General features: G+C 52.3%; 15 protein-coding genes and 3 tRNA genes. 8 read left to right on the top strand and 10 right to left on the bottom strand.

Going from position 1 to position 15315, the window contains the following annotated elements:
* Window positions 1-6 precede the first annotated feature (6 nt).
* From rcsB to D4100_RS11640, 3 genes are read right to left on the bottom strand one after another with little or no spacing between them, the layout of a single operon-like run.
* Entirely contained in the window at window positions 7-657 is a 651-nt protein-coding gene (rcsB, locus tag D4100_RS11650) for a response regulator transcription factor RcsB (RefSeq protein WP_004947156.1), read from the bottom strand.
* On the bottom strand, window positions 650-3352 hold the full coding sequence (rcsD, locus tag D4100_RS11645) for a phosphotransferase RcsD (protein ID WP_119804410.1): 2703 nt from the start codon (window positions 3350-3352) through the stop codon (window positions 650-652). The genes rcsB and rcsD overlap by 8 nt, the downstream gene beginning before the upstream one ends.
* A 21-nt stretch (window positions 3353-3373) precedes the next feature.
* Window positions 3374-4528, bottom strand: coding sequence for an MFS transporter (locus tag D4100_RS11640; protein WP_006317924.1), 1155 nt, complete (start codon window positions 4526-4528; stop codon window positions 3374-3376).
* 813 nt (window positions 4529-5341) lie between these two features.
* Here D4100_RS11640 and D4100_RS11635 point away from each other — a divergent pair.
* On the top strand, window positions 5342-6460 hold the full coding sequence (locus D4100_RS11635) for a porin OmpC (protein WP_006317923.1): 1119 nt from the start codon (window positions 5342-5344) through the stop codon (window positions 6458-6460).
* Window positions 6461-6611: 151 nt separating this feature from the next.
* Entirely contained in the window at window positions 6612-7028 is a 417-nt protein-coding gene (locus D4100_RS11630; protein ID WP_006317922.1) for a VOC family protein, read from the top strand.
* On the opposite strand, the gene D4100_RS11625 is transcribed toward D4100_RS11630, so the two are convergent.
* Window positions 7022-7600 (bottom strand): TetR/AcrR family transcriptional regulator, encoded by a 579-nt coding sequence (locus tag D4100_RS11625; protein ID WP_006317920.1) that lies wholly within the window; start codon window positions 7598-7600, stop codon window positions 7022-7024. The genes D4100_RS11630 and D4100_RS11625 overlap by 7 nt on opposite strands.
* A gap of 113 nt (window positions 7601-7713) precedes the next feature.
* On the opposite strand from D4100_RS11625, the gene D4100_RS11620 reads away from it, so the two are divergent.
* The gene (locus D4100_RS11620) at window positions 7714-8181 is read left to right on the top strand and encodes a nuclear transport factor 2 family protein (RefSeq protein WP_006317918.1); all 468 of its coding nucleotides are present in this window, start codon (window positions 7714-7716) and stop codon (window positions 8179-8181) included.
* A 147-nt stretch (window positions 8182-8328) separates the two neighbouring features.
* On the opposite strand, the gene D4100_RS11615 is transcribed toward D4100_RS11620, so the two are convergent.
* Window positions 8329-8769, bottom strand: a complete 441-nt coding sequence (locus D4100_RS11615; RefSeq protein ID WP_244941661.1) for a DUF2946 domain-containing protein — start codon at window positions 8767-8769, stop codon at window positions 8329-8331.
* A 166-nt stretch (window positions 8770-8935) separates the two neighbouring features.
* Between D4100_RS11615 and D4100_RS11610 the strand changes: the two genes are divergently transcribed.
* The 4 genes from D4100_RS11610 to D4100_RS11595 all read left to right on the top strand — a co-directional run bounded on the left by D4100_RS11610 (window position 8936) and on the right by D4100_RS11595 (window position 11077).
* On the top strand, window positions 8936-10354 hold the full coding sequence (locus D4100_RS11610; RefSeq protein ID WP_119804408.1) for a PepSY-associated TM helix domain-containing protein: 1419 nt from the start codon (window positions 8936-8938) through the stop codon (window positions 10352-10354).
* Window positions 10355-10421: 67 nt separating this feature from the next.
* Window positions 10422-10751, top strand: a complete 330-nt coding sequence (gene osmE / locus D4100_RS11605) for an osmotically-inducible lipoprotein OsmE (protein WP_006317915.1) — start codon at window positions 10422-10424, stop codon at window positions 10749-10751.
* Window positions 10752-10907: 156 nt separating this feature from the next.
* Window positions 10908-10995: transfer RNA gene (locus tag D4100_RS11600), tRNA-Ser, on the top strand.
* Window positions 10996-11001: 6 nt separating this feature from the next.
* Window positions 11002-11077: transfer RNA gene (locus D4100_RS11595), tRNA-Thr, on the top strand.
* Window positions 11078-11181: 104 nt separating this feature from the next.
* Here the strand turns inward: D4100_RS11595 and D4100_RS11590 are convergent.
* The 4 genes from D4100_RS11590 to D4100_RS11575 all read right to left on the bottom strand — a co-directional run bounded on the left by D4100_RS11590 (window position 11182) and on the right by D4100_RS11575 (window position 13751).
* On the bottom strand, window positions 11182-11424 hold the full coding sequence (locus tag D4100_RS11590; RefSeq protein ID WP_119804407.1) for a DinI family protein: 243 nt from the start codon (window positions 11422-11424) through the stop codon (window positions 11182-11184).
* A 153-nt stretch (window positions 11425-11577) separates the two neighbouring features.
* Window positions 11578-11654 (bottom strand) — tRNA-Pro (locus D4100_RS11585).
* Window positions 11655-11732: 78 nt separating this feature from the next.
* Window positions 11733-13514, bottom strand: coding sequence for an LPS biosynthesis-modulating metalloenzyme YejM (yejM, locus tag D4100_RS11580; RefSeq protein WP_119804406.1), 1782 nt, complete (start codon window positions 13512-13514; stop codon window positions 11733-11735).
* Window positions 13515-13523: 9 nt separating this feature from the next.
* Window positions 13524-13751: a YejL family protein gene (locus D4100_RS11575; RefSeq protein WP_006317912.1), complete on the bottom strand. Its 228-nt coding sequence runs from the start codon at window positions 13749-13751 to the stop codon at window positions 13524-13526.
* 177 nt (window positions 13752-13928) lie between these two features.
* On the opposite strand from D4100_RS11575, the gene yejK reads away from it, so the two are divergent.
* On the top strand, window positions 13929-14939 hold the full coding sequence (yejK, locus tag D4100_RS11570) for a nucleoid-associated protein YejK (RefSeq protein ID WP_004947114.1): 1011 nt from the start codon (window positions 13929-13931) through the stop codon (window positions 14937-14939).
* 84 nt (window positions 14940-15023) lie between these two features.
* Here yejK and rplY read toward each other — a convergent pair whose 3' ends face one another.
* On the bottom strand, window positions 15024-15308 hold the full coding sequence (gene rplY, locus D4100_RS11565; protein WP_006317910.1) for a 50S ribosomal protein L25: 285 nt from the start codon (window positions 15306-15308) through the stop codon (window positions 15024-15026).
* Window positions 15309-15315 lie beyond the last annotated feature (7 nt).

The raw sequence follows: 15315 nt of genomic DNA, 5'->3' as shown, positions 1-15315 counted from the left end.
AAGGTTTTACTCTTTATCCAGCGGTGCCATGCTGACGGAAGAGAGGTAGTTGAGCAGCGCGATATCGTTCTCGACGCCCAGCTTCATCATCGCCGATTTCTTCTGGCTGCTGATGGTTTTGATGCTGCGGTTGAGCTTCTTGGCGATCTCGGTCACCAGGAAACCTTCGGCGAACAGGCGCAAAACTTCGCTCTCTTTCGGTGACAGACGTTTATCACCGTAGCCGCTGGCGCTGATTCTCTCCAGCAATTTGGAGACGCTTTCCGGCGTGAATTTTTTGCCTTTTTGCAACGCGGCCAGCGCTTTCGGCAGGTCGGTTGGCGCACCCTGTTTCAGCACGATGCCTTCGATATCCAGATCCAACACGGCGCTTAAGATTGCCGGGTTGTTGTTCATGGTGAGAACGATGATCGACAATTGCGGGTAATGGCGTTTGATGTATTTGATCAGCGTAATGCCGTCGCCATATTTATCACCCGGCATCGAAAGGTCTGTGATCAGGACGTTAGCGTCCAGTTTGGACAGATTGTTGATCAGTGCTGTTGAGTCTTCAAACTCCCCAACGACATTCACCCATTCAATTTGCTCAAGTGACTTCCGGATGCCAAACAGTACGATAGGATGGTCATCAGCAATAATTACGTTCAGGTTATTCATGTTGTTGGCTACCTTGCTGCAGCAGTCTACTGACGAAAAAATCAATCTGACTGATGTTATTCTCGATCTTGAGCGCATCACCGTCTGCGATGTGCTGTTCTAACGATTCACACAGTTGCTTGCCGGGAAGCAGATTTAACATGGCAAACACGCCTTTCAGGCGGTGTGCTGTCTGTGACAGAGCATTGAAATCACTGCTGCCCGCCTCAGTATACAGTTTTTTGACATCATCGGGTACTGTATCAACGAATAGGCCATAGTAATCACTTGATTTCAATTGTTTTTCATAGAGTTGGATGTCATCGGCAGTCAGCGATAGCGCGATTTCCTCCTGATCCAGAGCGGCCATTTGCTGTTCGATCAGCATGAGTACCGCGTCGATCATTGCGCCACTCAGGTTATAGTTTACCCGAATATAGCGCTTTTCAAGCTGTTGCCAACCCGTTTCATCAGTGGTCAACAACAGCGTATAGTCGTCGGCCCTTTGCGGATTGTCGGTCAGCAACACGTCGTAGTCGCGATTAACCTGGCGATCGTCGGCAATGATGCAGCTCGCGCCGTAAGCGTGCAGCAGCGTGGTGACGATGCCACGCACCTCTTCAGAAGTGACGTCCAGCAGCGCGGTCACGCCGTCGAGCAGTTTCTCTTGTGCTTCGGTGTCCTTTTTCTCCATTTCCATCGGCACACGGATGGTATAGCGGGTGCCAATGTCCACCTTGCTGCGAATGTCCAACTGTCCGTTGAGCTTTTTGCACAATTGGTTGCACAGGAAGAAGGTGAGACCCGATCCATGATTAAAGCGATCCACCAACGTTTGGCTGAGGAACGGATAGTTCAGGTTGCTGATTTCTTCGTTGGAAATGCCCGAGCCGGTGTCATTGATATGAAATACCAGGCGATCCTGGTGTTCCGGTTCATGATCGATCACCAGCGAGATCTTGCCGTAGGCGGTAGTGATGATGGCGTAGTGCACCAGCAGCGAGATCACCTTGCGCAGCGCATTGGCGTCACCGATATATTGCTGTTCGACGTCAAGATTGACATGGTTGAACAACGACAGACCTTTTTGATTGATGGCCGGCAGTGCCTCCAGCAACAACTCATCTATCAGAGCCGCAGGGCTGAAAGGTTGGCGAGAAGGCTGCCAGTCTTGCGTTTCCAGGCGGGTAAGCAAGGTAATGTTTTCAATCAACCCCAGTACCGACGTCGATTCCGCGACCAATTGGTTTAGCAGCGTCTGTTGCTGTTCTTCATCCGGCTGGGTGCGCAACCGATCGGCCAAATCGTGCATCTGGCGCACCGGTTGGTTCAGTTCGATACCCAGGTTATGCAGCATCAGTTTTCGCGCCTGCACGTTTTTATCGTATTCGCGCCGCGCCTGCTGCAGCCTTTTATTCACCATCACTTCTTTGTCCTGATCGTTGAGCAGGAACAGGTAGGTTTCCGGTGACAGTTGGCTGCGGAAGATACGAATTTCGTACACCTCATTGTTGACCGTTGCCTGAATGACGCCGTGATGCTGTTCGGCCATATGGGCGATTTTTTGCAGGCTGAGGTGGGGCAGCAGATGTTGCGCAATCTTATTGCTGGCGATCACCGAATTGCTGGCGAAGCTATACACCAGCAGGCCGGAAGGCAGACTGGCAATGATTTCCTGATTCAGCGCGCGTTCGGCCTCCAGTTCAACCGCCATGCTTTCGCTCGGCCGGATGTACTGGCGGCGAATGGAATAAATGCCGATCATCGACAGCGCCAACAGCAGCAGATTAATGGCGATCAGCCAGACATTGTTGCGCAGCAGGTCAATCGCCAGGTTGAGGGCCGAGACGCGGTACACCACTTTCAGCGGCGCATTCGGCAGCGGAGCGCTGAACTCTACCCAACTGGCGCTCAGCGATACGCTGGCATTGGTGGTCGTTTCCACCGGCAGAGTGCTGTCATCCAAATCGGTTTCATCAGGCAGCAGCATAAAGTTGGACCGCGCCATATTGATCGGAATGATGTCATTGATCGGCAGATCGAAAGCAATGACCGTAGCCAGATGTCCCGGTTGGTTAAAGGTGGTGCGAATCGAAAATGAATAGGCGTTCTGGAAGCGCTGTTTACGCAAGCTGGAGAAACTTTCCCGTTCGTCCAGCATGTTGGCCTGTTGCAGCATTTCTGCCCGGCGATCCTCGGCCGATGTTGTCAGGTAGCTTTCTCTAAAACGAGAAGCCAGCTCTTTCAACGGTTGAGTGGTGATCAGGCTCAGGCTGTTATCCTGGCCGTTAAGATAATACATGGCGTAGTTTTCAGACTTGGCGCCCCAACGGGTATCCAGATAATCTGAAATCTTGGCGATCATCGCCAGCGTGCTGTCGTCATGGCTACCAAAAATAACCGCATCGGTTTTTTTGTGTGGTTTCTCTACATAATAAACGTCCGGGCGCAGGCGGGTTTCCTGCAGGCTGGGATCGCTGCTTAAAGAAGAGGTATTGCCGAATTTATCGTAGATCTGGTAGGTGATATAACGATAGTTGTCTATGCGCTTTTGCAGACCGTTAGCGATGCCGTTCAATGCATATTTTTTTTCCGCCAGCCAGGCGTTGGTATAGTTGTAGCCGTACAGGCCGATGGCAATCGTCAGCAGAACGGTAAATAACAGGAAGAAGCGGGTGATATTGCTCGAGCTAATCGTCAGTTGTTTGTTTTGCATAGTTAACTGCACATTCCTGAATCAACGGGTTACGGCTCTGGCGCTGGCGGTAACCGCCAGGAGTAATACGGCGACGCAGGCAAAAGCCACCGTCAGGCTGGAGAACTGGGCGATGAAGCCGATCAATGCCGGCCCGGCGAGAATGCCGGCATAGCCTACGGTAGTCACTGAGGCGATGGCCAGGTTTGCCGGCATATCCTGTTGGTTGCCTGCCGCGCTGAACAGGATCGGCACCACGTTGGAGGCCCCCAACCCAACCAGCATAAAGCCAACCAGCGAAACCATCGCGTTGTTGAAGACAATGGCCAGGCTCAGCCCAATAGCCGCGCACAGACTGCCGAGCAACAGTACCTTATATCTGCCCAGGGCGTTCACCACCCGATCGCCATTCAGCCTGCCGATGGTCATGGTGATGGAGAACAGTGCATAGCCTAAACCGGCCTGACTGTGCTCGACGCCGCGCAGGGTGGTGAGGAACAGGGCGCTCCAGTCGAGCATTGAGCCTTCCGCCAGGAACATGATAAAGCACAAGATACCGATAAACATTACCCAGCCGCGCGGCAGCACGAACATGGGCCCACCTTCTTCACCGCCGCTCTCACGCAGTAAATTGCGGCTGGCGAGCGTCAGCAGGGTGGCGATGGTCAGCACGGTAATCAGCGTTGCCGGCAAGGGTGGCAACCCCAGCCACAGCATCAGGCTGACACCACCGGCACCGGCTATGCCGCCGACGCTGAAGAAACCATGGAAGCCGGACATCATGGCTTTGCCGCTGGCGCGCTCTACCACCACGGCCTGCACATTCATCGCAACGTCGATCATGCCGATAGCTGCGCCGAACAGCAACAGGGCCAGCGCCATGCCGGCGGTACTATCCATCAGCGCCAGCAAGGGGAGATCAATGCACAATGCCAGGCCGGCGAGCAGGATCACCGGGCGGCAGCCCAACCTTCCGGTCAGATAGCCGGTCAGCGGCATGGCCAGCATGGAGCCGGCACCGATGCACAGCAACAACAAGCCCAGCGACCCATCATCAATACCGATCCGCGTTTTGGCAAAAGGTACCAGCGGCGCCCAGGCGGCCATGCCGAAACCGGCGATAAAAAAGGCCAGACGCGTGGCTATCTGCGCCGGGACGCCGGGTTTTTGCTGTTCATTGCACAGGGTAGAAGTCATGTGGGCATCGGGATCTGTTGTAAAAAGTGCTGGCTGAAAGTAATGGACTGTTTTTATCACAATACGCGATCCGGGTCGAAAGGATTCGCGCTGCTGTTGGGGGGTAAGCCGGTCCGGCGCTCCCGCTGTAGCGTATCGGCGATCTTTCGTTGCGGGTATTTGGGCAGGCTATCAGAATACGGCCTGAGCGCATTCAGTCTTGAATAGAGCGCTATTTAAGCACTTCTTAAGTAATGCGATTAATCAACAGTCAAAATAGACGCGTTAGCGATTTGTGCTGCAGTTAATTAAGGGAATGATATCGTCGGGTTATTATTTCTTGGCGAAAAATGTGCTTGCTGGAGAATTTTGATGAAAATGTGAAGAAATAAAAAACCGGCCAGAAGCCGGTCGAAATGTACGAAAATTATCTTACAGATAATGAAGGTAATAATGAAAATAATGATGATAGCGGGGGAATTATAACGCCAGAATGATGAGATGCTTTTGGCACAATGTGCTTATTGTTGATGATTTTTGTATGGCTATCTATTTTTTCTTATATTTTTGTATAACTATATGATTTTTAATATATTAATGTATTTTTTATCATTATGTGCTGTATTTGTTTTGTCTGTAATGTTTTGTGGAAGTTCGCGCATATTTACATTTTGAATCATTTATTAATTACAATGAAACACTATCGGATACTTGGTATCATTTTCTTTCTGGATTAATATAATCCCTGTTACCAGAATGGTAATGCACAGTCGCGCTAATAATGCTCAGAAGGGCAGTGGCCATAGCTCGACATAATTAATGAGGATAATAACGATGAAACTTCGAGTACTCTCTCTGATAGTACCCGCGTTGCTGGTTGCAGGCACAGCAGGCGCGGCGGAAATCTACAACAAAGACGGCAATAAGCTGGATTTGTTCGGTAAAATCGATGGTCTTCACTATTTCTCCGACGACAAAAATTCCGATGGCGACCAGTCTTATATGCGTTTTGGTCTGCGCGGCGAAACCCAAATCAGCGATCAACTGACCGGCTATGGCGAGTGGGAATATCAGGCGAACCTTAACCGTGCGGAAAGTGAAGATAACAATAACTTTACCCGTGTCGGTTTCGCCGGTCTGAAATTTGGCGACTACGGCTCGCTGGATTACGGCCGTAACTACGGCGTGTTGTATGACATCGGCGCATGGACCGACGTTCTGCCGGAGTTTGGTGGTGACACTTACGGTGCAGACAACTTCATGTTCCAGCGTACCAACGGCGTACTGACTTACCGTAATACCGGCTTCTTCGGTTTGGTCGATGGCCTGAACTTTGCCCTGCAATACCAGGGTAAAAATGACAGCGCGACTGAATCCAACAATGGCCGCGATGTGCTGGCGCAAAACGGTGACGGCTATGGTATGTCCGCGTCTTACGATCTGGGCTATGGCATCAGCGCAGCGGCCGCTTACTTCTCCTCCGATCGCACCAACGACCAAAATGGCGTGAACGGTAACTACACCGGTATTCTTGGCCGTGGCGATAAAGCCGAAGCCTACAGCGGCGGTCTGAAATATGACGCCAACAACGTTTACCTGGCGGCGATGTACACCCAGTCTTATAACGCCACTCGCTTCGGCAGCAGCGACAGCTCTGTTTACGGCTATGCCAACAAAGCGCAGAACGTTGAAGTTGTTGCTCAGTACCAGTTTGACTTCGGCCTGCGTCCGTCCGTGGCTTACCTGCAGTCAAGAGGCAAGGACATTGACCGCGGTTACGGCGATCAGGATCTGATGAAGTATGTTGACGTTGGGGCGACTTACTACTTCAACAAAAATATGTCCACCTATGTTGACTACAAAATCAACCTGCTGGATGACAACAACTTCACCAAAGCCGCCGGCATCAACACCGACGATGTCGTTGCAGTGGGCCTGGTTTACCAGTTCTAAGCAACAGAGTGTGAATGTGAGCGCGGCCTTCGGGCCGCGTTTTTTTTGCCTGCGATTAGGCACAAAGGGTTATTGGCCTGGCACGGATTGCTATTTCAACGCCGTCTTGTTTACCTAAGCTCTACCTGTATAAATAAATCAGGAGGTTATTATGAAGCTCAGCATAGATCGGGTGATTGAAACGGTCCTGTACGTGCGCGATATCGAACGCGCCGATGCCTTTTACCAACAGGTGTTACAGCTGCCGGCGATGGTGGCCAACGAGCGCTTTCGTGCTTACAACGTGGGCGAACAAAGCGTCTTGCTGCTGTTTATCGAGGGCGATTCGCTTAAAGGGGCACATTATCCGGAGGGGTATATTCCCCCGCACGACGGCAACGGGCCATTGCATATCGGGCTGGCGGTGGCGAAAGAACAGTTGCCGCATTGGGAGCGGCATCTTGCGGCGCATAACATAGAGATAGAAGGGCGTATGACCTGGGAACATGGCGGGGAGAGTATTTATTTCCGAGATCCCGACGGCCACCTGCTGGAGTTGGTGACGCCGGGGATCTGGGCCAATTACTGAGCACACCAAGCCAGCGCCAACGCTTCAAGCATTCCACTCAGCAGCAGCAGCGTGTTTTGCGCCTGCTGCTCGATTTGTACTTTGACGATTGCCCCGTCGATCAGCATCCCCAGCATTGCCGCGCGCCTTTCACGCTCCGGGCCGGCGGGTAAATGACGTGCAATTTCTTCAGCCATCTGCCCCTTGTGCTGTCGTGCAATGTTCAGGCTTTCCGGCAGCATATCCGCCAGTTCCACCGCCGTATTGATAAAAGCGCAACCGCGGTAGTGCGGGTCGTTGAACCACTCCTCAAGACAGGGCACTAAAGCCGACAGCACATCCCCGCGGGTTGCAACATGCCGTGTCAGAGACTGGCTAAACCAGGCCAGCCATTGCTCATGGCGGTAGGCCAGAAAGGCTGCAATCAGATCGTTCTTGCTGGGGAAGTGCCGATAAAACGTCACCTTGGTCACGCCAGACTCGTTGATGATGCGATCGATGCCGGTGGCGCGCACCCCTTCCCGGTAAAACAGATCATGCGCCTTCAGCAGGATGCGCTGGCGTGCAGGAAGAGCGTTGACGGTAACAGACATCAGAACACCTCATAAAATATTTGCCGGGTTGATTGTAGACAACTCTGTCTACATGCGCTAGCTTAATTATGTAGACAGATCTGTCTACTTAACGTTAAACACAGAGGTGAGCTATGAGCATTAAACCCCCGTTACCGCCATTTACCCGTGAATCAGCCATCGAGAAAGTCCGTTTGGCGGAGGATGCCTGGAACAGCCGTGATCCTGAACGTGTGTCGCAGGTTTATTCTGTAGATACCCATTGGCGCAATCGGGCGGAGTTTGTTGATGGCCGGGAGGCGGTCTGCGAGTTCTTGCAGCGCAAGTGGGCTAAAGAGCTGGAGTATCGGTTGATTAAGGAACTGTGGGCGTTCGACGGCGCGCGTATCGCAGTGCGGTTTGCCTATGAATGGCGCGATGATTCCGGTAACTGGTACCGCAGTTTTGGCAACGAGAACTGGGAGTTTAACCCGGATGGCCAGATGATAAACCGGCATGCTTGCATCAACGATATGCCGATCCGTGAACAAGATCGCCAATTCCATTGGCCGCTTGGTCGCCGGCCGGATGATATCCCGGCCCTGAGTGATTTTGGCTTCTGATCGCGGTTACGGATAATAGGCCACAGTTCGGTATGGCAGTTGGGAATAAAAGAGGGTATTTCATTTTGGAGAGTAAAAATTAATTATGCTTTAGGTGGGTTTATTTTAGACGTAATAAACCCTGCCTCAATAAATAAGGCATGTAAATTAAAATGATTGTACTGAGCGAGTAAATAACGGTGGGGCACGTGTTTGGTAAAATGGGAAAGTGGCCAGAGTAATAACGAGGTAAATAGCTGAAATAATACGGGGCGCGCATTGAACAGACAGGGACGGCGCCGCAGGTATCAGGGCCATCAGCGGCGGGTTGTGGTGTAACAGGCTGCAATAGCCGCAAAGATCAAAACAGGCGCCAGAGGCCGTATCCGCCATGTCGTGGCCCGCTGGCGGGCTTTCTTCAGGCATGTGGCTCATCATCGCCATATGCTCGGCATGCTCCACGCTCATCGGCATGTCCATGGTCATCTCTTTGTTATTGTTGTTATTTTTTGAGATGTGCGAGGAGATGGACGGCGCGATGAAAATCATCAACATAGCGAATAAGCCCAGCCAGGCCAGCGTACGCATATGTTGAGTGGACAATTTCACCAGGAATGTCTTCCAGAGCCAGAGGGTAAATGAATGATGATGACGGTAATTGTACCTGCATTGTAACATTAATGAGAATTAAGCTAAACAGCGAAGAAATATGTTTGTTAAATGAAAATAATTCGGGTAGATTTCGAATTATTCAATTTAAGCACGGATAACCCTTATGTCTGAACGCACCTCTGCGTTGCCTGCTGCTGCGCAGAATATTAATCAGCAGGTAACTACCCGCAGTTGGTTTATTCCGTTGATGATGCGGATTCATTTCTATATTGGTCTTTTTGTTGGGCCATTTTTACTTATTGCCGCATTAAGCGGAATATTTTACGCATTGACGCCGCAAATTGAATCCCGTCTGTATGCCCAACAGCTGTTTAACGACAGCTCCGGGCCGACACTGCCGTTAGAACGGCAGATAACCGCCGCTCAGGCGGTAGCACCGCAGCAGGCTTCGCTTTCGGCGGTAAGGCCGTCATCTGGCGAAGGCGAGAATACTCGCGTGTTGTTTAACGTTGCGGGATTAAAGGCCTCGGAACGGCTGGCGGTGTTCGTTGATCCGGTTACGGCGCAAACGCATGGCGTGATGACGGTTTATGGCACCAGTGGCATATTACCGCTGCGCACCTGGTTGGATCAATTTCATCGCAGCTTGTTGCTGGGAGATTTGGGTCGCAATTATAGCGAACTGGCCGCTTCCTGGCTGTGGATTGCGGCGCTGGGCGGTTTGATCCTCTGGGGCGCGCGCAAGCGCAAGAACAAGGAAGCGAGGCACAGGCGCAAAGGTTTACGTTGGTTGCATGAGAAAAGCGGCCTGTTGCTGCTCATCGGCCTGCTGTTCTTTTCCGCCACCGGGCTGACCTGGTCACAGTGGGCCGGTGAGAATATCGGCGTGATGCGTCAACAACTGGGCTGGGCGACACCCTCGTTGTCTATGGCACTTGGCGGGCAGAGTGCGCAGCCTGCTGACGAGCATGCCGAACACCGTGGCCATATGATGCACATGCCAATGGCTGAGCCGCTTCAGGACCCTGCCATGTATGACAGAGCGCTGGCCGTCGCGCGTGGGGCAGGCATTGATGCCGCCAGGGTTGAAATCAAGCAACCAGCCTCCGCAGGCCAGGCCTGGGCGGTGATGGAGATCGATCGCAGCTGGCCGACGCAGGTTGATGCCGTGGCAATCGATCCCGCGACGATGGCAATCGTTGATCTGGTCAGGTTCGACCAATACCCGCTCGCGGCAAAGTTGACGCGCTGGGGTATTGATCTGCATATGGGTATTTTGTTCGGTCTGGCAAATGAGCTGGTGCTGGTGGCCTTCGCCGCCGGGCTGGTGGCGATGGTGTTGATGGGGTATTTGATGTGGTGGCGCGGCCGTCCCACACGGGCAGTGCGTAAACCGCTGCGCTCACCCTTTATGTTGCTGCGCAAAACGCCCAAAGGGCCGCTGCTGCTGATTGTCAGCCTCACGCTGCTACTGGGGTTCTGTCTGCCGGTAATGGGCGTTAGTCTGTTGGCCTTTTTACTGTGCGATCTGCTGTGGTTTCTGACAGTACGGCGGGGTGAACCGCACCTATCGACAAAGTGAAGTTTGTAGAAAAGCCTTTCCTCTTCTACACTTAGAGAACAACAAACGTACGTCAAGAGGACAAGCCATGACTAATAAGCTGGTTTTAGCCGTTTGCACAGCAGCGACATTTTCCATTCTTGCCGGCTGTACCGCTTATGACAGGGCCGCCAGTTATGTAAAGGAACCTGTGGTAAGCGATGTAAAGGTCGGGATGACTAAACAGCAGGTGCGGGCAATTGCCGGCCCACCGTCAACCTCTGCAACGCTGGTTAATGCACAGGGGACTTGCGACACTTATGCGGTGGCGCCGCGCGACGGTAAAGTGCAAACCTATTTTGTCAGTTACAGCGACACCGGTCATGTGATGAACAAGGGATATCAAACCTGTTCGGACTACGACTCTCAGCCTAAATAAGCCTCACTGCGCTGAACAATAAAACCTCGCTTTGGCGAGGTTTTTCATTTTTTAACCGCCAGCCGCATGAAGTTTAAGCAAATGCACTTTTTACTGCATTTTTTTGCATGAAACAGTAGACATTTCATAACGGTATCGCTAATATCTGCGCCCATTGGAAGGATGGCCGAGTGGTTTAAGGCAACGGTCTTGAAAACCGTCGAGTGTAACAGCTCCCAGAGTTCGAATCTCTGTCCTTCCGCCAAATTAAGCCGGCTTAGCTCAGTTGGTAGAGCAACTGACTTGTAATCAGTAGGTCACCAGTTCGATTCCGGTAGCCGGCACCATAAAAGAAGCCCCAGCAGAAATGCTGGGGCTTTTTCTTTGTCTAAATGTTCGTAGGCATTATTGCTAACTGGGATGGCTCCGAAACTGTGGGCTACAGCCGCTATCAAATCCCGTTTACCAGCCACTGCTCAGACTCTTCAAACATCTCTTCCAGCATACGGTTCAGCTTCTCGCGATCGCTTTTGCTGGCGTCCGAATTCAGACTGTTGGCCTGCATCGGTTTAACACGCACCTCGGCATTCGGGAATAAGTCATGGACTCTTTTCTCAAGCTCTGTCCGAATAATTTCGGCTGCGTTAGGCAAGCCGGCAACATTGCGCTTGTCAAACACTAATTCTACAAACATGTTTTACCTGATTTACTGATTTAATATACAGTATTCTGACTCAGTGTTTGGGTGTTGGCAAGAGGGGGGATATAGGATTTCATACAGTACAACAGGCGTGCAGTGCAGGCATAAAAAAACCAACCGCAAAGGGTTGGTTTTTCTAAGGATATTTGGTCGGCATGAGAGGATTCGAACCTCCGACCCCCGACACCCCATGACGGTGCGCTACCAAGCTGCGCTACATGCCGACGCTATGGCAAATTATACTACCCTTAACCAAAATCAATGCAAGAGTGGTAGCGCCTGATTGCTTGTATTTTAAGCAGTTAGTTGGCAATGAAGCGTTTAACGTCAGTCAGCACCTGCAACAGCAGGGTAAGCTGCGGTTTCTCGTCTTTTATTTCTTTGTCGTTTTTATCGTACGCCCGATAAGTGCCATTGCCGTCCAGCACCATGGTTTGTGTTGGCGTAGTGATGATCAACAGGTTGTTATCACCGGTAGCGACCCAGTTATTCCTGCGCTGCGCGGTGAACAGGTCTTCACCCTGCGAGTAGTCATTAGGCGCCGTTTTAACATGCAGTAAACGCTGCATCAGCGTGCGCATCACATCGTTATGGCCGGTCAGCTTATTGATGGCCTGGGCCGGCGTACCTGGCCAGTGGATTACCAGCGGCACCTGCAGCTGTTGTTGGTTGTAACTGCTGCCTGCGCCCCAGTAGCCTTTACCGGTATCATTGAATTCAACACCGTGCTCTGCGGTAATCACCACCACTGTTTTATCCAGAACGCCACGTGCTTTCAGCGTGCCGAGTACTTCGGCAATCTGCGTATCCACGTCCTGCGCACCGGCGCGGTAACGTTGAATAAAGTCGGCCGGGGCTGGCGTTTTTTCATTGGCCGCAGGTTCAGCGCCACGGAAGTTGATGTAGGAGAACCACGGAGCCTTGTTGTTCTGATCGTTCAGCCAACGCTGCCATTGCTGTGTGGTTACCGCATCGTTTTGCCTGGCCGGTGCCGGCAGCGAGAAATCGGTCAACAGCGCCTGACGGTACAGGCTGGCATTAAAGCCGTCTGACGAGAACAGGCCAAATTGATAACCTTGGGCGCTGAGCGCATTCACCAGGGCAGAAGGTTTGCGTGCGGCGAGAATGCTGTCCAGATAGGTCGGCGAAATGCCGTAAAACAGGCCAAACAATCCGGTATCCGCATGATTGCCCGAACTGTAGTGATCGCTGAAGCGAACGTTTTCCTGCGCGAAGCGGGCGAGGGCAGGCATATCCTTTGTCATATCCTGGGTGCGAACGCCATCCACGACGATCATCAGCAGGTTATAACCGCTGCCTTTGTCGCTGTAGCTGAGATCGTTGAGCGGGTATTCCACCGCTACGGCCTCCGGATTACCCTGTTGCACCAGACGGCGCTCATACTCTTGTGGATCGAGCAGGCCGTGTTTCTCAAGGAATTTACGCGCGGTCATCGGGTAGGAAAGCGGCAGGTTGGCCCGCTGCATGGTGATCGGGCGATAGAAATTGGCGTCGGCCCAGATATAAATCAGGTGCGAGGCAAAAAAGGCGCTGATAAACAGCACGGCCAGCGGTTTGCCAAAGTGTTGGCGGTTCAGGCTGCGAAGCTTTTGCCAGCTCCAGGTGCCAAACAGCATCTCCACCAGGAAGATAACCGGCACGCAGATGAACATCAGCTGCCAGTCGCGCGCCAGCTCGCTTTGATCCGGATTAACCACCAGCTCCCACACCACCGGGTTAAGATGAAGGTGGAAATGCGTAAACACTTCGCTGTCTACCAGCAACAGTGTTAGCCCTGTAGTGGCCAGCGCGGCGGAAATGAATCGCAGCAGCCGCTGCGACATCACCACAAAGGTGAGCGGGAATATCACCAGCAGGTAGCCGGCGAAAACGATAAAGCTGAAATGCCCCAGCAAGCTGACCAGGGCATAAACCCGGCCCAACAGGGAAGAGGGCCAGTCGGTGACAAACAGGTAGCGGCTGCCCAGCCCGAGGGCGAGCAGAATATTGAACAAGGCGAACCAGTGCCCCCAGCTAATCATCTGGGAGACTTTTTCACGATAACGCTGACGGTTTGTCACCATAAGTAATTATTAATGCGCTTTGTCTTCACGAATAGAAGCTTGCAGAGCTTCTGCAAACGATCTTGCCAACGTCTTCCGCTGCGCGGGAGCAACGCTGGTGTTGATCAGATTAGTTACCATGTTGCCCAGCACCATCAGAGAAAGATCGGTGGGAGTATGGTGTTTTTCCAAAACATTGACCAGCTCAGAGAGCAGTTGTTCAACGTGTTCGTCACTGTAACGGGATGATTGTGGCATAAAAATTGCGCTCAAAGCCTGACAAAGTCCCATATCTTACCGTATAGAGCCGTGATTTTCCGCTCTTTTATAGCGTGGTACTCGTTAAGGTAACGATCGTTTGCCGATCCTGCTTTACAGTTGCAGGGCGAAGCCTTCAGTGCTTGAATACGCGCTCAAAGAACAGGAGGATTTATCATGAGTCTGGATATCGACCAGATCGCTCTGCACCAGTTGGTAAAACGCGATGAACAAACGCTGGACGTGGTGCTGCGCGACTCTCTTCTTCCCACCAATGCGGCGGTGGAAGAGATGATGGAGGAGCTGCATCGTGTCTACAGTGCCAAGAGCAAGGCTTATGGCCTGTTCAATGAAGGCAGTGAGCTGGCGGATGCGCTGCGCACCTGCCGCAAGGACGATAAGGACTTTCTGGCCTTCAGCCGTGCGGCGACAGGCCGCCTGCGCGATGAGCTGGGCAAGTATCCGTTTGCCGAAGGCGGCGTGGTGCTTTTTGGCCAGTATCGCTACCTATCGACAGAGTATTTGCTGATCGCGGTGCTCAACAGCCGCAACAGTTCGCGCGTCAATGAAGAGCTGGATATCAACACCACCCATTATCTGGACATCAACCACGCCGATATCGTGGCGCGCATCGATCTGACCGAGTGGGAAACCAACCCGGAATCCACCCGTTACCTGACCTTCCTGAAAGGGCGGGTGGGCCGCAAGGTGTCCGATTTCTTTATGGATTTCCTGGCGGCGGCCGAAGGGCTGGACACCAAAGCGCAGAACCGGGGTTTGCTGCAGGCGGTTGACGACTACTGCGCCGACGCTCAGCTGGATAAAAATGAGCGCCAGTCGGTGCGCCAGCAGGTTTACAGCTATTGCAACGAACAGCTGCAAGCCGGCGAGGAAATTGAGCTGCAGGAACTGTCGAAAGAGATAGCGCCGGTGGGCGAGAAAGATTTCCTGCAATTTTCCAGCGAACAGGGTTATCAACTGGAAGACAGCTTCCCGGCCGATCGCGGTACTTTGCGCCAGTTGACCAAGTTCGCCGGCAGCGGCGGCGGTATCAGCATGAATTTTGACGCCATGCTGCTGGGTGAGCGAGTGTTTTGGGATGCGGCAACGGATACGTTGACCATTAAAGGCACGCCGCCGAATTTGCGCGACCAGTTGCAACGCCGTTTGAACGGTGGCAACAAGTAATAGCGCCGAATTGCAGACAATAAAAAACGCCGCAATTGCGGCGTTTTCTACTTCGGCGTCCCGAAAGGGTCGAATTCGTTGCGATTAAACGCGACGGAAGTCGATGTGAGCCAGTTTCGGCTTGAACGGGTGACGCTGTACAGCCTGAACTTTAACTTTGGTTTCTTTACCGTCGATAACCAGAGTTACTGCTTCGCTGTAGAATTCTGGTTTAACTTCCATGTTCTTTACAGAATCATGGTCCAGTTCGATGGAAACTGGAGCTTCTTCGCCACCGTAAACGATAGCTGGGAATTTGTTGGCAACACGCAGGCGGCGGCTCGCACCCTTACCCTGGTCTTTACGTACTTCTACATTGATAGTGAACATTGTTTTT

The sequence above is a fragment of the Serratia inhibens genome (assembly GCF_003591175.1).
GTDB classification, from domain to species: Bacteria; Pseudomonadota; Gammaproteobacteria; order Enterobacterales; family Enterobacteriaceae; genus Serratia; species Serratia inhibens.
This window is presented reverse-complemented; position numbering and strand designations above follow the sequence as displayed.

What these genes read in the sequence shown, in the direction of transcription:
- D4100_RS11640 (WP_006317924.1), bottom strand. Translation starts at nt 4,528, where the DNA reads ATGACTTCTACCCTGTGCAATGAACAGCAAAAACCCGGCGTCCCGGCG.
- rcsB (WP_004947156.1), bottom strand. Translation starts at nt 657, where the DNA reads ATGAATAACCTGAACGTAATTATTGCTGATGACCATCCTATCGTACTG.
- D4100_RS11630 (WP_006317922.1), top strand. Translation starts at nt 6,612, where the DNA reads ATGAAGCTCAGCATAGATCGGGTGATTGAAACGGTCCTGTACGTGCGC.
- D4100_RS11610 (WP_119804408.1), top strand. Translation starts at nt 8,936, where the DNA reads ATGTCTGAACGCACCTCTGCGTTGCCTGCTGCTGCGCAGAATATTAAT.
- rplY (WP_006317910.1), bottom strand. Translation starts at nt 15,308, where the DNA reads ATGTTCACTATCAATGTAGAAGTACGTAAAGACCAGGGTAAGGGTGCG.
- yejK (WP_004947114.1), top strand. Translation starts at nt 13,929, where the DNA reads ATGAGTCTGGATATCGACCAGATCGCTCTGCACCAGTTGGTAAAACGC.
- D4100_RS11635 (WP_006317923.1), top strand. Translation starts at nt 5,342, where the DNA reads ATGAAACTTCGAGTACTCTCTCTGATAGTACCCGCGTTGCTGGTTGCA.
- yejM (WP_119804406.1), bottom strand. Translation starts at nt 13,514, where the DNA reads ATGGTGACAAACCGTCAGCGTTATCGTGAAAAAGTCTCCCAGATGATT.
- D4100_RS11590 (WP_119804407.1), bottom strand. Translation starts at nt 11,424, where the DNA reads ATGTTTGTAGAATTAGTGTTTGACAAGCGCAATGTTGCCGGCTTGCCT.
- osmE (WP_006317915.1), top strand. Translation starts at nt 10,422, where the DNA reads ATGACTAATAAGCTGGTTTTAGCCGTTTGCACAGCAGCGACATTTTCC.
- D4100_RS11625 (WP_006317920.1), bottom strand. Translation starts at nt 7,600, where the DNA reads ATGTCTGTTACCGTCAACGCTCTTCCTGCACGCCAGCGCATCCTGCTG.
- rcsD (WP_119804410.1), bottom strand. Translation starts at nt 3,352, where the DNA reads ATGCAAAACAAACAACTGACGATTAGCTCGAGCAATATCACCCGCTTC.
- D4100_RS11575 (WP_006317912.1), bottom strand. Translation starts at nt 13,751, where the DNA reads ATGCCACAATCATCCCGTTACAGTGACGAACACGTTGAACAACTGCTC.
- D4100_RS11620 (WP_006317918.1), top strand. Translation starts at nt 7,714, where the DNA reads ATGAGCATTAAACCCCCGTTACCGCCATTTACCCGTGAATCAGCCATC.